15 protein-coding genes are annotated in these 19,536 nt (G+C 73.2%); 13 read left to right on the plus strand and 2 right to left on the minus strand.

The window, feature by feature from the left end:
* The first annotated feature begins 14 nt into the window (after positions 1-14).
* From LRS74_RS23095 to obgE, 4 genes are all read left to right on the plus strand, one after another.
* Positions 15-4,010, plus strand: coding sequence for an Rne/Rng family ribonuclease (locus LRS74_RS23095; RefSeq protein WP_277742807.1), 3,996 nt, complete (start codon positions 15-17; stop codon positions 4,008-4,010).
* Positions 4,011-4,412: 402 nt separating this feature from the next.
* Complete coding sequence (rplU, locus tag LRS74_RS23100) at positions 4,413-4,733, plus strand: 50S ribosomal protein L21 (RefSeq protein WP_144383587.1); 321 nt, start codon at positions 4,413-4,415, stop codon at positions 4,731-4,733.
* A 14-nt stretch (positions 4,734-4,747) separates the two neighbouring features.
* Positions 4,748-5,005: a 50S ribosomal protein L27 gene (gene rpmA, locus LRS74_RS23105; RefSeq protein ID WP_144383588.1), complete on the plus strand. Its 258-nt coding sequence runs from the start codon at positions 4,748-4,750 to the stop codon at positions 5,003-5,005.
* 150 nt (positions 5,006-5,155) lie between these two features.
* Positions 5,156-6,592, plus strand: coding sequence for a GTPase ObgE (gene obgE, locus LRS74_RS23110; RefSeq protein WP_277742808.1), 1,437 nt, complete (start codon positions 5,156-5,158; stop codon positions 6,590-6,592).
* A gap of 342 nt (positions 6,593-6,934) precedes the next feature.
* On the opposite strand, the gene LRS74_RS23115 is transcribed toward obgE, so the two are convergent.
* The gene (locus LRS74_RS23115) at positions 6,935-9,031 is read right to left on the minus strand and encodes a hypothetical protein (protein WP_277742809.1); all 2,097 of its coding nucleotides are present in this window, start codon (positions 9,029-9,031) and stop codon (positions 6,935-6,937) included.
* A 333-nt stretch (positions 9,032-9,364) separates the two neighbouring features.
* Between LRS74_RS23115 and proB the strand changes: the two genes are divergently transcribed.
* From proB to LRS74_RS23140, 5 genes are all read left to right on the plus strand, one after another.
* Positions 9,365-10,552, plus strand: a complete 1,188-nt coding sequence (proB, locus tag LRS74_RS23120) for a glutamate 5-kinase (protein WP_277742810.1) — start codon at positions 9,365-9,367, stop codon at positions 10,550-10,552.
* A gap of 252 nt (positions 10,553-10,804) precedes the next feature.
* Positions 10,805-11,278, plus strand: a complete 474-nt coding sequence (locus LRS74_RS23125) for a hypothetical protein (protein ID WP_277742811.1) — start codon at positions 10,805-10,807, stop codon at positions 11,276-11,278.
* 194 nt (positions 11,279-11,472) lie between these two features.
* Positions 11,473-12,771, plus strand: a complete 1,299-nt coding sequence (locus LRS74_RS23130) for a glutamate-5-semialdehyde dehydrogenase (protein ID WP_277742812.1) — start codon at positions 11,473-11,475, stop codon at positions 12,769-12,771.
* Between the two features lie 148 nt (positions 12,772-12,919).
* Positions 12,920-13,552 carry a hypothetical protein gene (locus tag LRS74_RS23135; RefSeq protein WP_277742813.1) on the plus strand — a complete coding sequence of 211 codons (633 nt, stop codon included), beginning with the start codon at positions 12,920-12,922 and terminating at the stop codon, positions 13,550-13,552.
* Between the two features lie 340 nt (positions 13,553-13,892).
* On the plus strand, positions 13,893-14,987 hold the full coding sequence (locus tag LRS74_RS23140) for a hypothetical protein (protein ID WP_277742814.1): 1,095 nt from the start codon (positions 13,893-13,895) through the stop codon (positions 14,985-14,987).
* 157 nt (positions 14,988-15,144) lie between these two features.
* Here LRS74_RS23140 and LRS74_RS23145 read toward each other — a convergent pair whose 3' ends face one another.
* Positions 15,145-16,227 carry a M48 family metallopeptidase gene (locus LRS74_RS23145; protein ID WP_277742815.1) on the minus strand — a complete coding sequence of 361 codons (1,083 nt, stop codon included), beginning with the start codon at positions 16,225-16,227 and terminating at the stop codon, positions 15,145-15,147.
* Between the two features lie 125 nt (positions 16,228-16,352).
* Here LRS74_RS23145 and LRS74_RS23150 point away from each other — a divergent pair, with 125 nt between their 5' ends.
* The 4 genes from LRS74_RS23150 (at position 16,353) to LRS74_RS23165 (ending at position 19,383) form a co-directional block, all read left to right on the plus strand.
* Positions 16,353-16,517 (plus strand): hypothetical protein, encoded by a 165-nt coding sequence (locus LRS74_RS23150; protein WP_186319035.1) that lies wholly within the window; start codon positions 16,353-16,355, stop codon positions 16,515-16,517.
* 69 nt (positions 16,518-16,586) lie between these two features.
* Positions 16,587-16,748: a hypothetical protein gene (locus tag LRS74_RS23155; RefSeq protein WP_277742816.1), complete on the plus strand. Its 162-nt coding sequence runs from the start codon at positions 16,587-16,589 to the stop codon at positions 16,746-16,748.
* A 114-nt stretch (positions 16,749-16,862) separates the two neighbouring features.
* Entirely contained in the window at positions 16,863-17,474 is a 612-nt protein-coding gene (gene nadD, locus LRS74_RS23160) for a nicotinate-nucleotide adenylyltransferase (protein WP_144383597.1), read from the plus strand.
* A 13-nt stretch (positions 17,475-17,487) separates the two neighbouring features.
* Complete coding sequence (locus tag LRS74_RS23165) at positions 17,488-19,383, plus strand: LytR C-terminal domain-containing protein (RefSeq protein ID WP_277742817.1); 1,896 nt, start codon at positions 17,488-17,490, stop codon at positions 19,381-19,383.
* The last annotated feature ends 153 nt before the right edge of the window (positions 19,384-19,536 follow it).

Here is a 19,536-nt window from a genome sequence, read left to right on the forward strand (position 1 = left end):
GGAGAACCGCCCGCATGCTCGAATCAATTGAGCCCACTGAGCCCCAGGACCAGTCGGACGCGCGAGGACGGGCCGCCGATGGCGGTGCCGCCGGCACGACCGGTACCGGGCAGGACAACAACAACAGCCCCAGCGACACCCTGCCGCCGCGGCGTCGGCGCCGCGCGGCCTCCAGGCCGGCCGGCCCGCCGACGGCGACGCTGAGTGACGACGCTGTCGCCTCCGCCTCCGCCGCTGCCGCCATACCGACGGAGGAGGCCGAGTCGGCCGCTGCCGAGCCGGTCGTGGAGCCGGTCGCCGAGGCGAAGCCCCCACGGACGCGTCGTCGTGCCACGCGTAAGGTCGCCGCCCCGGCGCCCGCGGAGGTTGCCGAGCCGGTCGCCGAGGAGGTCGTCGAGGCTGAGGTGCCCGTGGCCGAGGCGGAGCCGGTGGTCGAGGCTGAGGTGAAGCCCGCGCGGGCGCGTCGTCGTGCCACGCGTAAGGTCGCTGCCCCCGCGCCCGCGGAGGTTGCCGAGCCGGTCGCCGAGGAGGCTGTCGAGGCTGAGGCGCCTGTCGCCGAGGCGGAGCCGGTGGTCGAGGCTGAGGTGAAGCCCGCGCGGGCGCGTCGTCGTGCCACGCGTAAGGTCACCGCTCCGGCGCCCGCGGAGGTCGTCGAGCCGGTCGCGGAAGAGGTCGAGGCTGAGGTGCCCGTGGCCGAGGCGGAGCCGGTGGTCGAGGCTGAGGTGAAGCCCGCGCGGGCGCGTCGTCGTGCCACACGTAAGGTCACCGCTCCCGCGCCCGCGGAGGTCGTCGAGCCGGTCGCGGAAGAGGTCGTCGAGGCCGAGGTGCCCGTCGCCGAGACGGTCGTGGAGCCGGAGCCGGTCGTGGAGCCTGTCGCCGAGGCGAAGCCCGCGCGGACGCGTCGTCGTGCCACGCGTAAGGTCACCGCCCCCGCGCCCACGGAGGTCGCGGAGGAGGCGGTCGAGGCCGAGGCGCCCGTCGCCGAGCCGGAGCCGGTGGTCGAGGCCGAGGCGAAGCCCGCGCGGACCCGTCGCCGTGCCTCCCGCAAGGCCACCGCCCCCGAGACGCCGACCGCGGAGGCCGTCGAGCCCGCGCCGGTGACGAAGCCGGAGCCGGTCCGATCGGAGCCCGCTGCCGCACCCGTGGCCGAGGAGCCCGCGCCGGAGGCCCCCGCGCGGTCCCGCCGCCGGGCCGTGCGCCCGCCGACGGCCCTGTTCCAGGCCCCGGTGTTCACCGAGCCGATGTTCCAGACCCCGGAGACGGCGGCGCTCGCCGCCGCCGAGGAGCGCGCGGCCGCCGAGGAGGCGGTCGAGGCCGAGGAGGCTGTCGAGGTCGAGGCCGAGGAGGCCGAGCCGCTGCGCCCCGCCGCCAGCCGCCGTCGCCGTCGTCGGCGCGGCGAGCCGGTCGAGGAGCGCGTGGAGGCCGAGGAGGCCCTGGAGACCGCCGAGGCGGAGGCCGAGGGCGTCGCCGAGCCGGTCGAGGCCGAGGCGGACGAGGAGGAGCCGGGCGACCGTCCGCGTCGTCGTCGCCGCGGCGGCCGTCGTCGTCGCCGTGGTGAGGCCGCGGAGGCCGAGGGCGGCGAGGAGCGGCTCGAGGAAGAGGCCGAGACCGAAGCCGAGACCGAGGGTGCCGAGGCGGAGGCCGAGGGCGAAGAGCCCGCCGAGGACGAGGACGCCCTGGTCGGGGCCGGCTCCAGCAGCAGCCGTCGCCGCCGCCGTCGGCGTCGGCGCAGCGGCGACGCCGTCGAGGGCGAGCCCGGCGCGGACGAGCCGGAGCGCACGGTCGTCAAGATCCGCGAGCCGCGCAAGCGCGAGGAGCCCTCGGACGAGGTGCAGTCCATCAAGGGCTCGACCCGTCTGGAGGCGAAGAAGCAGCGCCGCCGCGAGGGCCGTGAGCAGGGCCGCCGCCGGGTGCCGATCATCACCGAGGCCGAGTTCCTGGCGCGCCGCGAGGCCGTCGAGCGGGTCATGGTCGTGCGTCAGAACGGCGACCGCACCCAGATCGGCGTGCTGGAGGACAACGTCCTCGTCGAGCACTTCGTCAACAAGGAGCAGTCCAACAGCTACGTCGGCAACGTCTACCTGGGCAAGGTCCAGAACGTGCTGCCGTCGATGGAGGCCGCGTTCGTCGACATCGGCAAGGGCCGCAACGCCGTCCTGTACGCCGGTGAGGTGAACTTCGAGGCGCTGGGTCTGGCCAACGGCCCGCGCCGGATCGAGACCGCCCTGAAGTCCGGGCAGTCCGTGCTGGTCCAGGTCACCAAGGACCCGATCGGCCACAAGGGCGCCCGGCTGACCAGCCAGGTCTCCCTGCCCGGCCGCTACCTGGTGTACGTGCCCGAGGGCTCGATGACCGGCATCAGCCGCAAGCTGCCCGACACCGAGCGGGCCCGGCTGAAGCAGATCCTCAAGAAGATCGTCCCCGAGGACGCGGGCGTCATCGTGCGCACCGCGGCGGAGGGCGCCAGCGAGGACGAGCTGCGCCGCGACGTCGAGCGGCTCCAGGCGCAGTGGGAGGAGATCCAGAAGAAGGCGAAGAGCGGCGGCGCCCCGACGCTGCTGTACGGCGAGCCGGACATGACCGTGCGCGTCGTCCGCGACATCTTCAACGAGGACTTCTCCAAGGTCATCGTCAGCGGTGACGGCGCATGGGAGACCATCCACGGATACGTCTCCAACGTGGCGCCGGACCTGGCGGACCGGCTCCAGAAGTGGACCTCGGACGTCGACGTCTTCGCCACGTACCGCATCGACGAGCAGCTGATGAAGGCGCTGGACCGCAAGGTCTGGCTGCCCAGCGGCGGCTCGCTGGTCATCGACCGGACCGAGGCGATGGTCGTGGTCGACGTCAACACCGGCAAGTTCACCGGCCAGGGCGGCAACCTGGAGGAGACGGTCACCAGGAACAACCTGGAGGCGGCCGAGGAGATCGTGCGCCAGCTGCGGCTGCGCGACCTCGGCGGCATCATCGTGATCGACTTCATCGACATGGTGCTGGAGTCCAACCGCGACCTGGTGCTGCGCCGCCTGCTGGAGTGCCTGGGCCGGGACCGCACCAAGCACCAGGTGGCCGAGGTCACCTCGCTGGGTCTGGTCCAGATGACCCGCAAGCGGGTCGGCCAGGGTCTGCTGGAGTCCTTCTCCGAGTCCTGCGTGCACTGCAACGGCCGCGGCGTCATCGTCCACATGGACCAGCCGACGTCGGTCGGTGGCGGCGGCAAGCGCAAGAAGAAGAAGGCCGGTGCCGGTGCCCCGCAGGCCGAGCCCGAGCAGCTCGTGGAGGAGCTGCCGGAGCCGGAGGCGGCCGAGACGGTGGCCGAGGTCGCCGCCGAGGTCGCCGAGCCGCAGGCGCTCCCCGAGCCGGCGTTCGCGCCCGACGAGGAGCTCTACAGCAGCGCCGCCGAGGCCGAGGCCGCGGCGATGCGCGGTCGTGGCCGTGCCCGTCGCCGGGTGACCCGTAAGGCGACCGCCCCGGCGGGTGCGCCGAAGGCCGCGGAGCCGGTGGTCGTGGAGCCGGAGGTCGTGGCGGAGGTCGTGGCCGAGGCCGTGAGCGAGGCCGTGGCGGCGTCCGAGGCGCCGGCGGTCGTCGCCGAGCCCGAGGCCCAGCCGGAGCCCGTGGCGGCGCCGCGTGCCCGTCGTCGGGTGACCCGGAAGGTGTCGGCTCCGGCCGGTTCGCCGGCAGGCGCCGAGGACACGGCCGTGGTCGTCGTGGCCACCCCGGCCGCCGAGGCCGTGGCCGAGGCCCCCGCTGAGGCTCCGGCCGAGGCGGTGGCGACCGAGGCTGAGGCCGAGGTCGCGGCGCCGGCCAAGAAGACGGCCCGCAAGGCCGCCAAGAAGGCCCCGGCGAAGAAGGCCACCGCCAAGAAGACGGCCGCCAAGAAGACCGTCGCGAAGAAGGCGACGACCAAGAAGGCGACCGCCAAGAAGACGACGGCCAAGAAGAGCGCCACCAAGAAGGCCGCGGCGGCGGAGCAGACGCTCTCGTCCGTCACCGCTTCCACGGAGGGCTGACCTTCAGCGCGTCCCGTCGCCGCCCGGAGCCGCGCTCCGGGCGGCGACGTCGTTCCCGGACGGTGTGACACCGCCCGGGGCCGCCGAGCGGCCGGACCGGCCCGGGGCCGCCGGGGTGGCCCGGGGCGGTCGATCGGGAGCCGGTGCGGGCCGGTTCGGGCGCCGGTGGGAGCCCATGGGGGCCGGCCGGGGGAGGGTGACGCCCGGTGTCGGGTGGCCCGGTTTGACCGGTAGCCGAGGGGCCCGTAATCTTGACCGTCGGCGTCTGTACGCCACACCCCTGAGCAATCACCTCCCGGTCCCTCGGGAGAGGCCGCTCGTCCTTCATGGATGGTCATGGACCCCTGGTCCCTGCGAGCGGCTGGCATCAGAGGTCCGTTTTCGAGCGAGAGAGAGTTCCGCGTGTACGCGATCGTGCGCACCGGCGGCCGCCAGCAGAAGGTTTCTGTGGGCGACGTCATCGAGGTTGACCGCATTTCCACCAGCAAGGTCGGCGACACCGTCGAGCTCTCGACCCTGCTCGTCGTCGACGGCGACTCGGTCACCAGCGACCCGTGGGTCCTGGCCGGCGTGAAGGTCCAGGCCGAGGTTGTGGACCACCACAAGGGCGACAAGATCCGCATCCAGAAGTACAAGAACAAGACCGGTTACAAGAAGCGGATCGGCCACCGCCAGCTGCACACCGCGCTGAAGATCACCGGCATCGACGCTCCGGCGAAGTAAGGGACTGAGGAGACATGGCACACAAGAAGGGCGCATCGTCCACTCGGAACGGTCGCGACTCCAACGCTCAGCGGCTCGGCGTGAAGCGCTTCGGCGGTCAGGTCGTCAACGCCGGTGAGATCCTGGTCCGTCAGCGTGGCACCCACTTCCACCCGGGCACGGGCGTCGGCCGTGGCGGTGACGACACGCTGTTCGCGCTGGCCGCCGGTGCGGTGCAGTTCGGCACCTTCCGCGGCCGCAAGGTCGTGAACATCGTTCCGGTCGCCGAGTAATCTCGGTTCCACCAGGAGCGACACAGCACCTTCCGAGGGCGGACCGCCCTTCCCCGCCACGCGGGGAAGACGGTCCGCCCTCGGCGTGTTACCCCAGAAGTACATCCCGCAGATTTCCCGTATGCACAGCCACAGCAGGAGGCAACCGTCATGACCACCTTCGTGGACCGCGTCGAGCTGCACGTCGCCGCGGGTAACGGAGGCCACGGCTGCGCCTCCGTGCACCGCGAGAAGTTCAAGCCGCTCGGCGGCCCCGACGGGGGCAACGGCGGCCGTGGCGGCGATGTGATCCTGGTCGTCGACCAGTCCGTCACCACGCTCCTCGACTACCACCACAGCCCGCACCGCAAGGCCACCAACGGCAAGCCCGGCGAGGGCGGCAACCGCTCCGGCAAGGACGGCACGGACCTGATCCTGCCCGTCCCGGACGGCACCGTCGTCCAGGACAGCCGGGGGAACGTGCTGGCCGACCTGGTCGGCCACGGCACCCGCTTCATCGCCGCCCAGGGCGGCCGCGGGGGCCTCGGGAACGCCGCGCTCGCCTCGGCCCGCCGCAAGGCCCCGGGCTTCGCGCTGCTGGGCGAGCCCGGCGACACCGGCGACATCGTCCTGGAGCTGAAGACCGTCGCGGACGTCGCGCTGGTGGGCTACCCGAGCGCGGGCAAGTCCTCGCTGATCTCGGTGCTCTCCGCCGCCAAGCCGAAGATCGCCGACTACCCGTTCACCACCCTGGTGCCCAACCTCGGCGTGGTGACCGCCGGTTCGACGGTCTACACCATCGCCGACGTGCCGGGTCTGATCCCCGGCGCCAGCCAGGGCAAGGGCCTGGGCCTGGAGTTCCTGCGCCACGTCGAGCGCTGCTCGGTGCTGGTGCACGTGCTGGACACCGCCACGCTGGAGTCCGAGCGCGACCCGCTGACCGACCTGGACGTCATCGAGTCCGAGCTGGCGGAGTACGGCGGCCTGGGCGACCGGCCGCGGATCGTCGTGCTCAACAAGGTCGACATCCCCGACGGCCAGGACCTCGCCGACATCATCCGCCCCGAGCTGGAGTCCCGCGGCTACCAGATCTTCGAGGTCTCCGCGGTCTCGCGCAGCGGCCTCAAGGATCTCTCCTTCGCGCTTGCGAAGATCGTTGCCGAGGCGCGGGCGGCGAAGCCGAAGGAGGAGGCGACCCGGATCGTCATCCGGCCGAAGGCCGTGGACGACGCGGGCTTCACCGTCACCGTCGAGGCGGACGGCCTCTTCCGCGTCCGCGGCGAGAAGCCGGAGCGCTGGGTCCGCCAGACCGACTTCAACAACGACGAGGCCGTGGGCTATCTGGCCGACCGCCTCAACCGCCTCGGCGTCGAGGAGGAGCTGGTGAAGGCCGGTGCCCGCGCGGGCGACGGCGTGGCCATCGGCCCCGAGGAGAACGCCGTGGTCTTCGACTGGGAGCCCACCATCTCCGCCGGCGCCGAGATGCTCGGCCGCCGTGGCGAGGACCACCGCTTCGAGGCCCCGCGCCCGGCCGCCCAGCGCCGCCGCGAGCGCGACGCGGAGCGGGACGACGCGGAGCGGGAGTACGACGAGTTCGACCCGTTCTAACCGGCGACCTCGGCGGTTCCGGGCAGGCCCTACGGGCGTCCCGGAGCGGTCCGGGCACCCGCGACCGGGGTGGGCCCCGGCACGCCCCTGAAGAGCCCGCAGGGCCCCGTACGAGACGTACGGGGCCCTGCGGGCTTCTGTGTGCCCCGGACCGCCGACCGTGGCCCTGTGGGTCAGAAAAGGGCGGCGCAGCCCCGGGCGCGTACGGCGCGTACCCGAACCAGCCGATCTGCCCCTCGCCCCCTCCCCGCCGCCCCGGAGGCGACGGTGCGTACGGCGAAGCCCCTCGGAGGACGTCCTCCGAGGGGCTTCGGGTACTGCCGGTGCGGGTGCCGGGCGGGATCAGACCCCCGCGGTCTCCTCCGAGGCGTCGGAGATGTCGGCGCCGGCCTCCATCTCCATCTCCTCGGCCGCGTCATTGGCCTCGCGCTGCCCGGGGAACTCGGCCGCGAGCCGGGCCTCCATGCGGACCGCGCGCTCCTCGGCCTCGGCGCGCAGGTCGAGGGCCGCCTGGTTGAAGCGGGCCAGCGACGGCGGGTCGGACGGGCCGAGCAGGTGCTCCTTGAGCTCGGCGCGCTCGGCGGCGAGGGTGTCGTGCTCCGGGTTGCGGACCGCGTCCAGCAGCGCCGGGACCTCCGTGGCCTCCGGGGTGAGGATCATGGCGGCGCGCACGGTCGGGAAGCCCGCCCTGAACTCCTCCTCCGACATGCCGCTGGTGTTCGCCACCGCGTACGGCTTCTCGCTGCTCAGGTAGTCCGAGACCACACTGGAGACGTCGCTGATCAGCACGTCGGCCTGGTTGAAGCAGTTGAAGATCGCCGGGCGCGGGCCGGTGACGATCTGGTGCTCCCACGCGGGCAGCGAGGCCCAGAAGGCGTTCTCCCAGGTGGCCATGGCCTCCTCGACGCGGGCCGCGCGGTGCGGGTCCGGGGCGCCCTGGACCCGCATCCGCTCCATCTCGTCCACGCTGGGGCGGAAGGTGGAGGTGGTGAGGGCCTTGAGCTCCTCCGCGCGGCGGGTGAGCTCGGCCTCGGCCTCCGGGCCCGGACGGGCGCCGGAACGCTGGGTGTTCGCCTCGGCGATCATCGCCTTGATGCGCTGGTTGGCGGCGCCGGCCTCCGGCACCACCGAGCCCGTCATCGGGTGCGGCTTGTAGATCAGGCGCACGGCCGGGTCGGCCAGCAGGGCGCGGACGATGTTCTCGCCCGCCAGCATCACCGAGGTGTTGCCCGGGTTGTCGTCCCAGCCCTCCCAGGTGGGGGCGTAGAGGACGTTCAGGAACTCACCGGTCGGCTTGCCGGCGTACGGCTGGATCGGGGCCAGCTGCGGGCGGCCCACCTCGACCACGTCGAGGTCGTCGACGCCGATGTCGGCGAGCTGGTAGCGCTCGCGGGCGGCCGGGCCGGCCACCCAGACCTCGTCGTACGCCTTGGCGTACGGGTTGCAGCTGGAGAGCTTGTCGCTCTCGCCGTGGTTGATGAAGGCGTGCTTGATCGACGGGATGCGCAGCACCTGCGAGGTCTTGCCGGAGTTGGCCGGGTGCAGCAGCACCTTGAGGGTGGAGTGCTCCAGCCGCATGAGGTTGGCGACCTTGGGGAGGCACACGATCGGGATGTCCGTCGCGTCGATCTTCTGGACCATGAAGCGCTCGCGGAGCACGATGATCGGCTTGCCGTCGAGGGCGGCCAGGGTGGAGAGCCACATGTTGGCCTGGTACGCCGACGAGGTGCCGCCGGAGAAGTACATGCCCACGGTCGGCTGGTACTCGGCCAGCCACGTGTCCAGCCACTCCAGGGCGGCCTGCTCGCTCACCGCGCGCTTGCGCGGCAGCAGCCAGCTCGCCAGGTGGATCGTGCCGGCGATGCCGATCAGCAGGCCGACGGCGAGACCGACGGCGCCCAGCAGGGCGTTCTCGGTGGCCGCGGTGACCACCAGGCCGGCGGTGACCGGGACCGCCAGACGCAGCAGGCGGCGCGCGTGCTGGCGGGCGAAGAGCCGCGGCGGCGCGTCCGTCAGCCGCAGCCCGGACGTGTCGATGTTGCGGGTGACGAACGGCAGCTGGCGGGTGCGGCGGACCATCACCGCGGCCGCCTGGCAGGCGAAGTGGACCACGTAGAAGAGCAGCACACCGACGGCGAGCGGAGCGTGCTCACTCGTCGGGTCGATGCCGTCCACGCGCGCCAGCCCGACCAGCAGGAACATGTCGCGGATCAGCTGCCGCACCACGACGTCGAAGCGGATCTTCCCCAGCAGGGAGAGCAGGCCAGGCTGCTTGTGCTGGAGATACAGGTCGAGCGCGAGGCCACCCGCCGAGGCGACGACGAGGAGCGGCACGTTCGGCAGCAGGGCGCCGGCGAGCTGAGTGGCGAAGAACACCACCATCGCGAGCAGCGCCGCCAGCTGTACGGCTCGGCGGGAGGAGGATCCGGCAGAGGGCACGGGGTGGGCTCCTGGCAGGAGTGACGGGGACTGAGGTTCGTGCAAAAGCGGGGGTTGGCCGCCTGTTCCACCCGTAGACGTCGGAAGGACGTGCGAGGTTGCGGAAGGGGCCGACCACCGACCGTATGACGCCGCCAGCCCCGGTGACAATCTACGGTGACGTGATTCATCTCCAACCGGGACCAATCGCACCGTCCACCCGCTGAAACCGGGCGGCGGCCCCCGGCTCCACTGACGTAGATTGCGGACGACGGAAACGGCGGTTCCGGCTCCCGCGCGGTGGCGCGGAGGCAGCGGGACTGCGGATGGACAACGGGAAGGCAAGGGGACGGCGTGGCAGGGCAGGACGGGTCGGCGGCGGCACGGGCGGAGCGCACCAAGGTCGTCGAGGCCCGCAGGATCGTGGTCAAGATCGGCTCTTCGTCGCTCACCACCGCGGCGGGCGGGCTGGACGCCGACCGTGTCGACGCCCTCGTCGACGTCGTCGCCAAGGTCCTGGGCGCCGCCGGCAAGGGGGACGGGGGCGAGGGCGGCGCGGCCGAGAAGGAGATCGTGCTGGTCTCCTCCGGCGCCATCGCCGCCGGTCTGGCGCCGTTGGGCCTGGACCGGCGCCCCCGTGACCTCGCCCGCCAGCAGGCCGCCGCCAGCGTCGGCCAGGGCCTCCTGGTGGCCCGCTACACCGCCTCCTTCGCCCGCTACGGCCGGCGTGTCGGACAGGTGCTGCTCACCACCGACGACACCAGCCGCCGCGCCCACTACCGCAACGCCACCCGCACCCTGGACCAGCTGCTGGCCATGGGCGCCGTCCCCATCGTCAACGAGAACGACACGGTCGCCACGGACGAGATCCGCTTCGGCGACAACGACCGGCTCGCCGCCCTGGTGGCCCATCTGGTCAAGGCCGACCTGCTGGTGCTGCTCTCCGACGTCGACGGTCTGTACGACGGCGATCCGTCGCTGCCCGGCACCAGCCGTATCGCCGAGGTGCGGGGGCCACGGGATCTCGACGGTGTCTCGATCGGCAGCGCGGGTCGGGCCGGCGTCGGCACCGGCGGCATGGTCACCAAGGTCGAGGCGGCCCGGATCGCCGCGGCGGCCGGCATCCCGGTGGTGCTGACCGCCGCCAGCCAGGCCGCCGACGCGCTGCTGGGCCGCGCCACCGGCACCTACTTCCACCCCACCGGCCGGCGCTCCCGGGACCGCCTGCTGTGGCTGGCGCACGCCTCCACCCCGCGCGGGGCGCTCACCCTCGACGACGGCGCGGTGCGGGCCGTCGTGGAGCGACGCACCTCGCTGCTGCCGGCAGGTGTGGCGGCCGTCGAGGGCGACTTCACCGCAGGGGACCCGGTCGAGCTGCGGGACGCCCAGGGCCGGCCGATCGCCCGCGGCCTGGTCAACTTCGACGCCAAGGAGATCCCCCGGCTGCTGGGGCGCTCCACCCGCGACCTCGCGCGGGAGCTCGGCTCCGCCTATGAGCGGGAGATCGTGCACCGCGACGACCTGGTCGTGCTGCATCCCTGACGGGCGTCACATCTCCGCCGCGATGGGCGCCTCCCGGGACTGTGGTGGGCGCCACCGGGGCCACGGGTTCCACCCACCCGGGCACCGGAGCGGTGAATCCCCGGAGACCTTCTGTAAAACCGCCCCGCGCTCGCCCCGGGACTGGTCAACTTTGTTTACGGGGCCGTAAGCGCAGCGCGGCTCCATGCCGGGAGAGAGCACCACAGCCTCCGTCCGCGCGCGGACGGAGCGGCGATCGACAGGAGGCCGTCGGTGAGACGAGGGCGCCCGGGGGCGCTGCCCCGAGGGACGGCGGAGCGCACCCTGACCAGTGTCGGGAGCGGTGACGAGATCGGCGGGACGCGAAACCGTACGGCGTCGGTGCCGAGCGGGGACGGGCACGAGGGCTCCCGGCTGTGGCATGTCACGCTCAGTCTGTCGGGCGCCGCGGCGCCCCTGGCGGAGGTCCGGCGGGCCCTGGAGCGGCTCGCCCACGACCACCCGTTCCTGCTCACCAGCCGCTATGCGAGCGACCACGCGGAGATTCGCTACTGGGAAGAGGCTCGGGACCTGCACGACGCGGCGGCGGTGGCGCTGCGTCTGTGGGGCGAGCACCGCTCCACCGCCCAGCTGCCGCCGTGGGAGATCGTCGGCCTCGAGGTGATCGGCCGCGAGACGTATCACCAGCGGATAGCGGAGGGGCACGGCCCGCTGGCCGCGTCCCCGGTCGGCGTGCACCCCTTCTGAGGCCGGCCCGTGCCCGTGCGGCCCAGGTCACGTCCTGGGGCGGGGGCCGCTCCGGGAGTCGTCTCCGGTGAAGCCATGTCCCTCGGGACGTGCCTCATGGCGCGTCTCATGCGGCGTGTCTCATTATGGAGAACATCGTCTCGAAAGGCGGGATAGCGGGCGGTGTCGTCCCGCCGCCTCAGTAGGCTGCGGGCATGACCAGCGCATCCACCTCGCCGCTCGCCAACCCCTGGCCGAAGTCTCCGGTCCTCCAGGCCGCCTACCGGGCCCAGAGCGCGGCCGCCGATCTCGCCCCGATGCCGCGCGCCGCCAAGGACGACGCCCTGCTGGCGATGGCCGACGCGCTGGAGGTCCGCACCAAGGAGATCGTCGAGGCCAACGCGGTCGACGTGGCGCGCGCCCGCGAGGCCGGCACCAGCGAGTCGATCGTCGACCGGCTGACCCTCACCCCCGAGCGGGTGCGGGCCATCGCCTCCGACGTGCGCGACGTGGTGGCGCTGCCGGACCCGGTCGGCGAGGTGGTGCGCGGCTCGACCCTGCCCAACGGGATCGACCTGCGCCAGGTCCGGGTCCCGCTCGGCGTCGTCGGCATCATCTACGAGGCCCGGCCGAACGTGACGGTCGACGCCGCCGCCCTCTGCCTCAAGTCGGGCAACGCGGTGCTGCTGCGCGGCTCTTCCTCCGCGTACCAGTCCAACAGCGCGCTGGTGACCGTGTTGCGCGACGCCGTCGGCGGGGCCGGACTGCCCGCCGACGCGGTGCAGTTGGTGCCCGGCGAGAGCCGCGAGTCGGTGCGCGAGCTGATGCGCGCCCGCGGCCTGGTGGACGTGCTGATCCCGCGCGGCGGCGCCTCGCTCATCCGCACCGTCGTCGAGGAGTCCACCGTCCCGGTGATCGAGACCGGCACCGGCAACTGCCATGTGTACGTGGACGCGCAGGCCGACCTCGACACCGCGGTGCGGATCCTGGTCAACTCCAAGGCCCAGCGGCCGAGCGTGTGCAACGCCGCCGAGACGCTGCTGGTGCACCAGGACATCGCCGCCGAGTTCATGCCCCGGGCGCTTGCGGCGCTGGCCGAGGCGGGGGTGACGGTGCACGCCGACGAGCGGGTGCTGGCCCTGTCCGAGGGCTCCCAGGCGACGGTCGTGCCGGCGGTCGTCGAGGACTGGGAGACCGAGTACCTCTCGTACGACATCGCGGCGGCCGTCGTGGACTCGCTGGACGCGGCCGTGCGACACATCCGGCTGTGGTCCTCCGGGCACACCGAGGCGATCGTCACCACGTCACAGGAGGCGGCTCGCCGGTTCACCCGTCTGGTGGACTCCACGACGGTCGCGGTCAACGCCTCCACCCGCTTCACCGACGGCGGCCAGTTCGGCTTCGGCGCCGAGATCGGCATCTCCACGCAGAAGCTGCACGCGCGGGGCCCGATGGGCCTGCCGGAGCTGACCTCGACCAAGTACATCGTCACCGGCGACGGCCACACCCGTTGAGCCTCGCGGGGAGCCGCCGGGGCGGTCGGCCGCCCCGGCGGTCGCGCCCGTCCCGGACCGGCGCCCTCCGCTGCCCCGGGCCCCCCCGGTCAGGGCTGAATTCTTTTCCGCCCTGCCCAAATTGACCGCTCCGGTCTACCCTGATGGGGTGCCGGACGACGTGGGGGGCAGGCCGTTCCCGGACGGCGATGAGCCCGACGAGCGCAGCCACGGGGACGCGGAGGACGCCTTCGCCACCGTGATCTTCGACGAGGACTTCGTGCGGTCCGCGGAGATCCACGAGCCCACCGCGGTCGAGCGGATGCTGGCCGCCGCGCAGGCCCGCGCCGAGGCCGAGGCTTCGCGCCGGCGCAGCCGCGGCGGCCCCTCCGACGACGATCTCTACGACGAGGGGTACGGCCCCGACGGCGACTTCGGCTACGACCCCGACGACGAGCGCGGCGTCGACGACCGGTTCGGCCCCGGTCGGGGCGCGGACGGCGACGAGGACGACGCCTTCGGTCCCTACGGGCGCTACGGCAGCGCCGGGCGCCCCTACCACGGCCATGCGCGCTGGCACCGCCCCGTCGCCTGGCTGCTCGCCGTGCTCATGGGCATCGGCGTGGTGGCCCTCGCCTTCGCCGCGGTCTACCGCGGTGCCTCCAGCGGCCGCCAGGACCCCGTCGCGCCGCCCACGAGCACCGGCGTCGACAGCCCCTCCGGGGACCGCTCGGGCGCGCTGCCGTCCGTCTCCGCCTCCACCGGAGCGCCTCCGGCGTCCGCGGTGCAGCGCTCTCCCTGACGCCCTCTCCCCGCCCGTCCCGGGGATCGCGCCGCGCGATGTTCCGCGACGGGCGCGGGCCGCGCCGTGCGGCCTCCCTCGACCGGGCCGGTGCCCACGCTCCGGCCGTGTCGCCGACGAGCCGCTGACCGGGTCCCGTGGCCCCCTCCCCGGCCGGACCCCGCTCCCGCCCCCGCGGCCTTCCCGCCCGGGCGACGGTCCCACCGCGCGATGTCCTCCGACCCCGCTCCGACCGTGTCGCCCGGCGTTTCCGGGGCCGTTCCGGCCGCGTGGTCCGGCCCGTCCGAGATGGTCGCCCGCACCGCGTTTACCGTCGGCCTTCGCGACCTACTCTTGTGTTATGGCCGGGCGTGGAGACCCTCCCGAGGGGACACCCGAGGGCGTCCCGGGAGGTGCTGACGACGAGTACCGTTCCGTCGTCTTCGACGAGGACTTCGTCCGGGCTGCCCGCCTCCAGGAGTTCTCGGCCGAGGAGCGCCAGGGTGACCACGCGCCTGCCGTCCGTAGTCGGCACCTCTGGTCCCGCGCCAGGGCCTCCCGGCAGGCCGTCATCCTGGTCATCCTCATAGCCGCGGCCTTCGCGGCGGCCGTCTACATGGGCGTGCGCCACCCCTACCAGGAACCCCGCCCGCGGCCCGCCGAGACGCTGCGCAGCACCGTGATCCCGCTCGCCCCCGCCGACCCCGTGCCCGGCGGATCGCCGGCCGACCTGTTCCGGCACAGCCGCGCCGACCAGTACCGCGGCGGCGCCGACGGCGTCACCCTGCCGCCCGCGCGGCGCACCGACAACTTCTCCGAGAGCCAGGTGATGAGCGCGCTCACCACCGCCAGGGACTACGTGGTGGCGTCCGCCGTCGACCGTGAAGTGGTCCGGGGCGCCGCCACACAGCCGGTGCGGCTGCTCCTCGACGCGGCCCAGTACGGGCAGTTCGAGCAGAGCCTGGAGCGGCCCGCCGCCGACGGGCGGCACGCCGTCACCGGCTGGCTGATCCGGTTCGACCCGGCCCAGGTGGCGCTCGCCGACGAGCCGGTGCGGGTGCGCGGCACCTTCACCGTCGACGAGGCCACCTCCAGCGCGCTGGAGGTCACCGCCGCGCACACCTACGTCTACGCCGTGCGGCCGGCGGGCGCCGAGACCTCCGCGCCCGCCTCGCTGTACACCGTGCGCCGCGAGCTCCGGCTGCGCCTGGACCACGAAGACCTCCGCGACCACCGCGTCGAGGTCGTGCAGAGCCGGGTCCAGGCCGGCCCCCAGTCCTGCGCCGCCGACTCCGCCGCGTACCTGAGGCCGCTCCTGGCCGGCCAGCGGGCCGGCTCGGAGGCCCCCAGCCCCACCGACCCCTTCGCCCTCAGCCACGACGCCCCGCTCGCCGCCTGCGGTCTGCTCGCCCCCAGCGCCCAGCCCAGCGGCCTGCCGGCCGGGGACGACGGGTGACGAGGACCCACGTCATACGCCCCCGAGCCATACGCCCCCGCGCCATACGACCCCCGCACCAGACCCCACGCCACGCGACCCCGCGGTCTTCGCCGCGACCCCGCGGTCTTCGCTACGGTCTTCGCCGCGACAGCCCGCGAGCCCCGCGGCGCGGTCGCTACGAGCGGTCGGGCCCCTTGTCCGACGACGTGCCCCCGGCGCCCCCTCCGGCGCCGAACCGGTCCCGCAGCCGACCGCCCAGGTCCCCCGCGCCCCCGGCGACGTCGCGGACGAACCCCATCAGCGGGTCCTTGCTCCTGCGGACGGAGTCGGCGTAGTGGGCGGCGGACTCCTTGAAGGAGTCGGTCACCGAGGTGTTCTTGTCCTCGTCGCGCCTCGGGTAGTGGCCCTCCATGATCCGCTGGTAGTCGCGGCCGGTGGCCCACTTCTTCAGCTCGGCGGCGCGCACGGTGGTGAACGGGTGGCTGCGCGGCAGCAGGTTCATGATCTTCAGTACCGAGTCCCGCAGGTCGCCGCCCGCCTCGTACTCCTCGGCCTGCTCCAGGAACGCGTCGACGTTCATCTCGTGCAGATGGTGGCCGCCGGCCAGCTTCATCAGCCCGCGCATCGAGGCATGCAGATCCTGCCCCACCAACAGCCCCGCGCGGTCCGCGGACAGCTCCGACTTGCGGAACCACTCCCGCAGCGCCGTGACGATCGCCATCACCGCGACGTTGCCCAGCGGGATCCAGGCGACCTTGAGCGCGAAGTTGGTGAGGAACAGCAGGACCGTCCGGTAGACGGCGTGGCCGGACAGGGCGTGCCCCACCTCGTGGCCGACGACCGCCCGCATCTCCTCCTCGTCGAGCAGCTCCACCAGGCCGGTGGTCACCACGATCATCGGCTCGTCCAGGCCGATGCACATCGCGTTCGGGCGCGGGTCCTGGGTGACGTACATGGCCGGGACCTTCGGCAGGTCCAGGACGTAACAGGCGTCCCGCAGCATGTCGTTGAGGTGCGCGAACTGCCGGTCGCTCACCCGCACCGAGTCGGACAGGTACAGCAGCCGCAGACTGCGCTCCGGCAGCAGTCCGCTGAGCGTCTTGAAGACGGTGTCGAAGCCGCTCAGCTTGCGCAGCGCCACCAGCGCCGAGCGGTCCGCGGGATGTTCGTATGCGCGGGACGAGATGCCCGGGAAACGTCGTCGCTCGCCGCCGGGCGGGTTCTCCCAGCCCGTGGTGCCGGTGCTGCTGTCGCTCATCGAAACCCCCTACGAGTGGGCTGTCGGCGCCCCTGCGCCCCGGTGCGGCCGCGCCGCGGCCGTGGTCCCGTCCCCCGACATGCCCCCACCCTAGGTCCTCGGGGCGGAGTGGTTACCGTGGAGGCATGCCCGAGATGACTGGTGTGGCCGCCGTGACCACCGAACTGCTCGCCGCCACCTCCAAGGACCAGGGACCCGGCTGGATCCTCCGCACGGTCATCGTGGTCGGCGTCGTGGGAGCCGTGCTGCTGGGGTGGTTCCTGCTGAGGGGGTACGGCGGGCGGGACTGACGCAGGGACACCGCATACGATGTGGCAGACGACTTCGCCCGCTCACATCCTGGATAGGTCCTGGCGACGATGACCGCTTACAGCACCGCGCACACCCTGGCCACCCTCGCCTCCGGTGGCGAGCACGTGGACACCCACGAGAGCATCAGCCCCTATGTGACCGGCGGCGGTGCGCTCGTCGTGCTGCTCCTGATGCTGTGGATCACCACCCGCTTCAACCGGGACCGCTGAGCCGGGACCACACGGCCGCTGCGCCGCGGTGGGCCCCCGTAGAGCCGGGTCGTGCGGTCACGCACGACCACCTGCGGCCTTGGCCGTCCACCGCGCGCAGTAGGGTCTGCACGCATGGGAGAGCAGAGAGGGCCCGCGAAGCGGCGGCTCGGTGTCATGGGTGGGACGTTCGACCCCATCCACCACGGTCACCTGGTCGCGGCCAGCGAGGTGGCCGCGCAGTTCCACCTCGACGAGGTGGTGTTCGTGCCCACCGGGCAGCCGTGGCAGAAGAGCCACAAGAAGGTGTCCCCGGCGGAGGACCGCTACCTGATGACGGTGATCGCCACCGCCTCCAACCCCCAGTTCTCGGTCAGCCGCATCGACATCGACCGCGGCGGTCCCACGTACACCACCGACACCCTGCGCGATCTGCGCGCGGAGAACGGTGACGCGGACCTGTTCTTCATCACCGGCGCGGACGCGCTGGCCCAGATCCTCACCTGGCGGGACGCCGAGGAGCTGTTCTCGCTGGCCCACTTCATCGGGGTGACCCGGCCCGGGCACATACTGGCCGATCCCGGCTTCCCGGCCGGTGGCGTCTCCCTGGTCGAGGTGCCGGCGCTGGCGATCTCGTCCTCCGACTGCCGCGCCCGGGTCGCCAAGGGCGAACCGGTCTGGTATCTGGTGCCGGACGGTGTGGTGCGCTACATCGACAAGCGCGAGCTGTACCGGCACGACTGCTGAAGGGGCACCCCCGGTGAACGACGGACAGGACCCGTACGCACCGCAGGATCCGTACGGCGGGCAACCGCAACCGCAGGCGTACGGCTACGACGCCTACGGCCGACCGGTGTACCAACAGCCGCAGTCGGTGCGGCAGGACGCGCAACAGCCAGCGCAGCCACCGCAGACGTACGACCCCTATGCCTCCTACGACCCGTACGAGGCATACGGCCAGCAGGTGCCCCAGCAGTACGACCCGTACGGTGCCGACGCCTACGGCCAGCGCGCCCAAGGACCGGACGGCTACGGCGGGCAGGGGCAGCAGCAGCCGCAGTCCTACACCGGGTCGCAGAGCCCCGCGTACGCCCCACAGGGGTACCCGGGGCAGGGCTACCCCCAGCAGGGCGCCGGAGGGGCGGACTACGCGCCCTACGGGGCCGCGGGGGCGGCTGAGACGGGAGTCGCCGGGGCCCCGGGAGTCGCCGGGGGCACGAGAGCCGCTGGGGCGACGGGAGCCGCCGGGGTGACGCGGCAGCAGCCCGTCGTGCCGCCGCAGCGCGAGGAGGAGCCCCGTCCCGGCTCCGGCGCCGTTCGGGAGCCCCGCGCGGGCGGGCGTCGGCGCTCCGCTGAGCCCGGGCAGGAGCCGGGCCGGGAGCCCGAGGCCGGGCCGTACCGCACCGAGCAGTTCTCCTTCCTCGAAGAGCCCGACGAGGACTCCGAGGACGTCATCGACTGGCTGAAGTTCGCCGAGACCCGGACCGAGCGGCGCGACGAGCGCAAGCGCAAGGCCCGCAACCGCGTGATCGCGCTGGTGGTCGTGCTGGCGCTGGCAGCGGTCGGCGGCGTCGGCTACCTCTGGTACGCGGGCAAGCTTCCGGGCCTCGGCGGCGGCGAGGAGAAGGCGGCCCAGGCGGGCGGCCCGCAGCAGCGCGACGTGATCGTGGTCCATCTGAAGGAGACCCGGGGCGGCGACAGCTCCACGGCGCTCCTGGTGACCAACGAGACCACCAAGAAGGGCACCACCGTCCTGCTGCCGAACGCGCTCGCCGTCGCGACCGAGGACGGCGGTTCCACGACGCTCGGCAAGTCGGTGGAGGACGAGGGCACGGACGCGACGCGCGACGCCCTCTCCACCCTGCTCGGCGCGAAGATCGAGGGCACCTGGCAGCTGCACACGCCGTACCTGGAGAACCTGGTCGAGCTGGTCGGCGGCATCGCCCTGGACACCGATGTGACCGTCCCCTCCCCGAAGAAGGGCGAGGGCCCGCTGGTCAAGCCGGGCAAGGAGCAGTCGCTCAACGGTCGCGCGGCGGTCGCGTACGCCACCCACCGCGAGCCGGCCGAGCCGCAGACCAAGCAGTTGGCCCGGTTCGGCCAGGTCATGCAGGCCGTCCTGAAGAAGCTCTCCAGCGACGCGGACGACGCGACCGTCACCGTGCAGTCGCTCGCCCAGATCCCGGACCCATCGCTCACCGAGAAGCAGCTCGGCGCCTCGCTGGCCGGCCTCGCCGAGCAGGCCAAGACCGGCTCGTACGCCACCACGCTGCTGCCGGTGCGGCAGGACGGCACGCTCAGCGAGCAGGCCACCGAGCAGATGGTGAAGGACATCCTCGGCGGCACCGTCAAGAACACCGACCCGGGCGGGGCGCCGCGGGTCAGCGTGCGTGACGCCAGCGGCAAGGAGGGCGCCGCCGGCGCCGCCCAGGTCGCGCTGGTCAACGGCGGCTTCACGGTCGTCGCCGCCGGCAACACCGGCGGTCCGCAGCCGGCCTCCAACGTCACCTACGCCGACGAGCGGCAGGCCGAGCAGGCCCAGGAGGTCGCCAAGACCCTGGGGCTGCCGGTGACCGCCGTGAAGAAGGGCAAGGGTGCCTCCAACGCCGACGTCACGGTGGTCCTGGGCAAGGACTACAAGGGTTCGGTGGGCTGAGCGCGGGGCCCTGACGGGCCGTGCCGGGCCCCGCGGGGGCCCAAGCCGGGCCCGCGGAAGGAAGGCCCGGCGCAGGAAACGGGAGATCTGGAGGCGCGGTCCGGGCGGGCGGACCGCGCCTCCGGCGCGTTCGCCCGGCGTGCCGCCGGCCGG

This window comes from Streptomyces sp. LX-29 (assembly GCF_029541745.1).
In the GTDB taxonomy this organism is placed as follows: domain Bacteria; phylum Actinomycetota; class Actinomycetes; order Streptomycetales; family Streptomycetaceae; genus Streptomyces.

Coding starts and splice junctions, on each gene's coding strand:
- LRS74_RS23095 (WP_277742807.1), top strand. CDS start 15: ATGCTCGAATCAATTGAGCCCACTGAGCCCCAGGACCAGTCGGACGCG.
- rpmA (WP_144383588.1), top strand. CDS start 4,748: ATGGCACACAAGAAGGGCGCATCGTCCACTCGGAACGGTCGCGACTCC.
- obgE (WP_277742808.1), top strand. CDS start 5,156: ATGACCACCTTCGTGGACCGCGTCGAGCTGCACGTCGCCGCGGGTAAC.
- LRS74_RS23145 (WP_277742815.1), bottom strand. CDS start 16,227: ATGAGCGACAGCAGCACCGGCACCACGGGCTGGGAGAACCCGCCCGGC.
- LRS74_RS23150 (WP_186319035.1), top strand. CDS start 16,353: ATGCCCGAGATGACTGGTGTGGCCGCCGTGACCACCGAACTGCTCGCC.
- LRS74_RS23140 (WP_277742814.1), top strand. CDS start 13,893: ATGGCCGGGCGTGGAGACCCTCCCGAGGGGACACCCGAGGGCGTCCCG.
- nadD (WP_144383597.1), top strand. CDS start 16,863: ATGGGAGAGCAGAGAGGGCCCGCGAAGCGGCGGCTCGGTGTCATGGGT.
- LRS74_RS23130 (WP_277742812.1), top strand. CDS start 11,473: ATGACCAGCGCATCCACCTCGCCGCTCGCCAACCCCTGGCCGAAGTCT.
- LRS74_RS23155 (WP_277742816.1), top strand. CDS start 16,587: ATGACCGCTTACAGCACCGCGCACACCCTGGCCACCCTCGCCTCCGGT.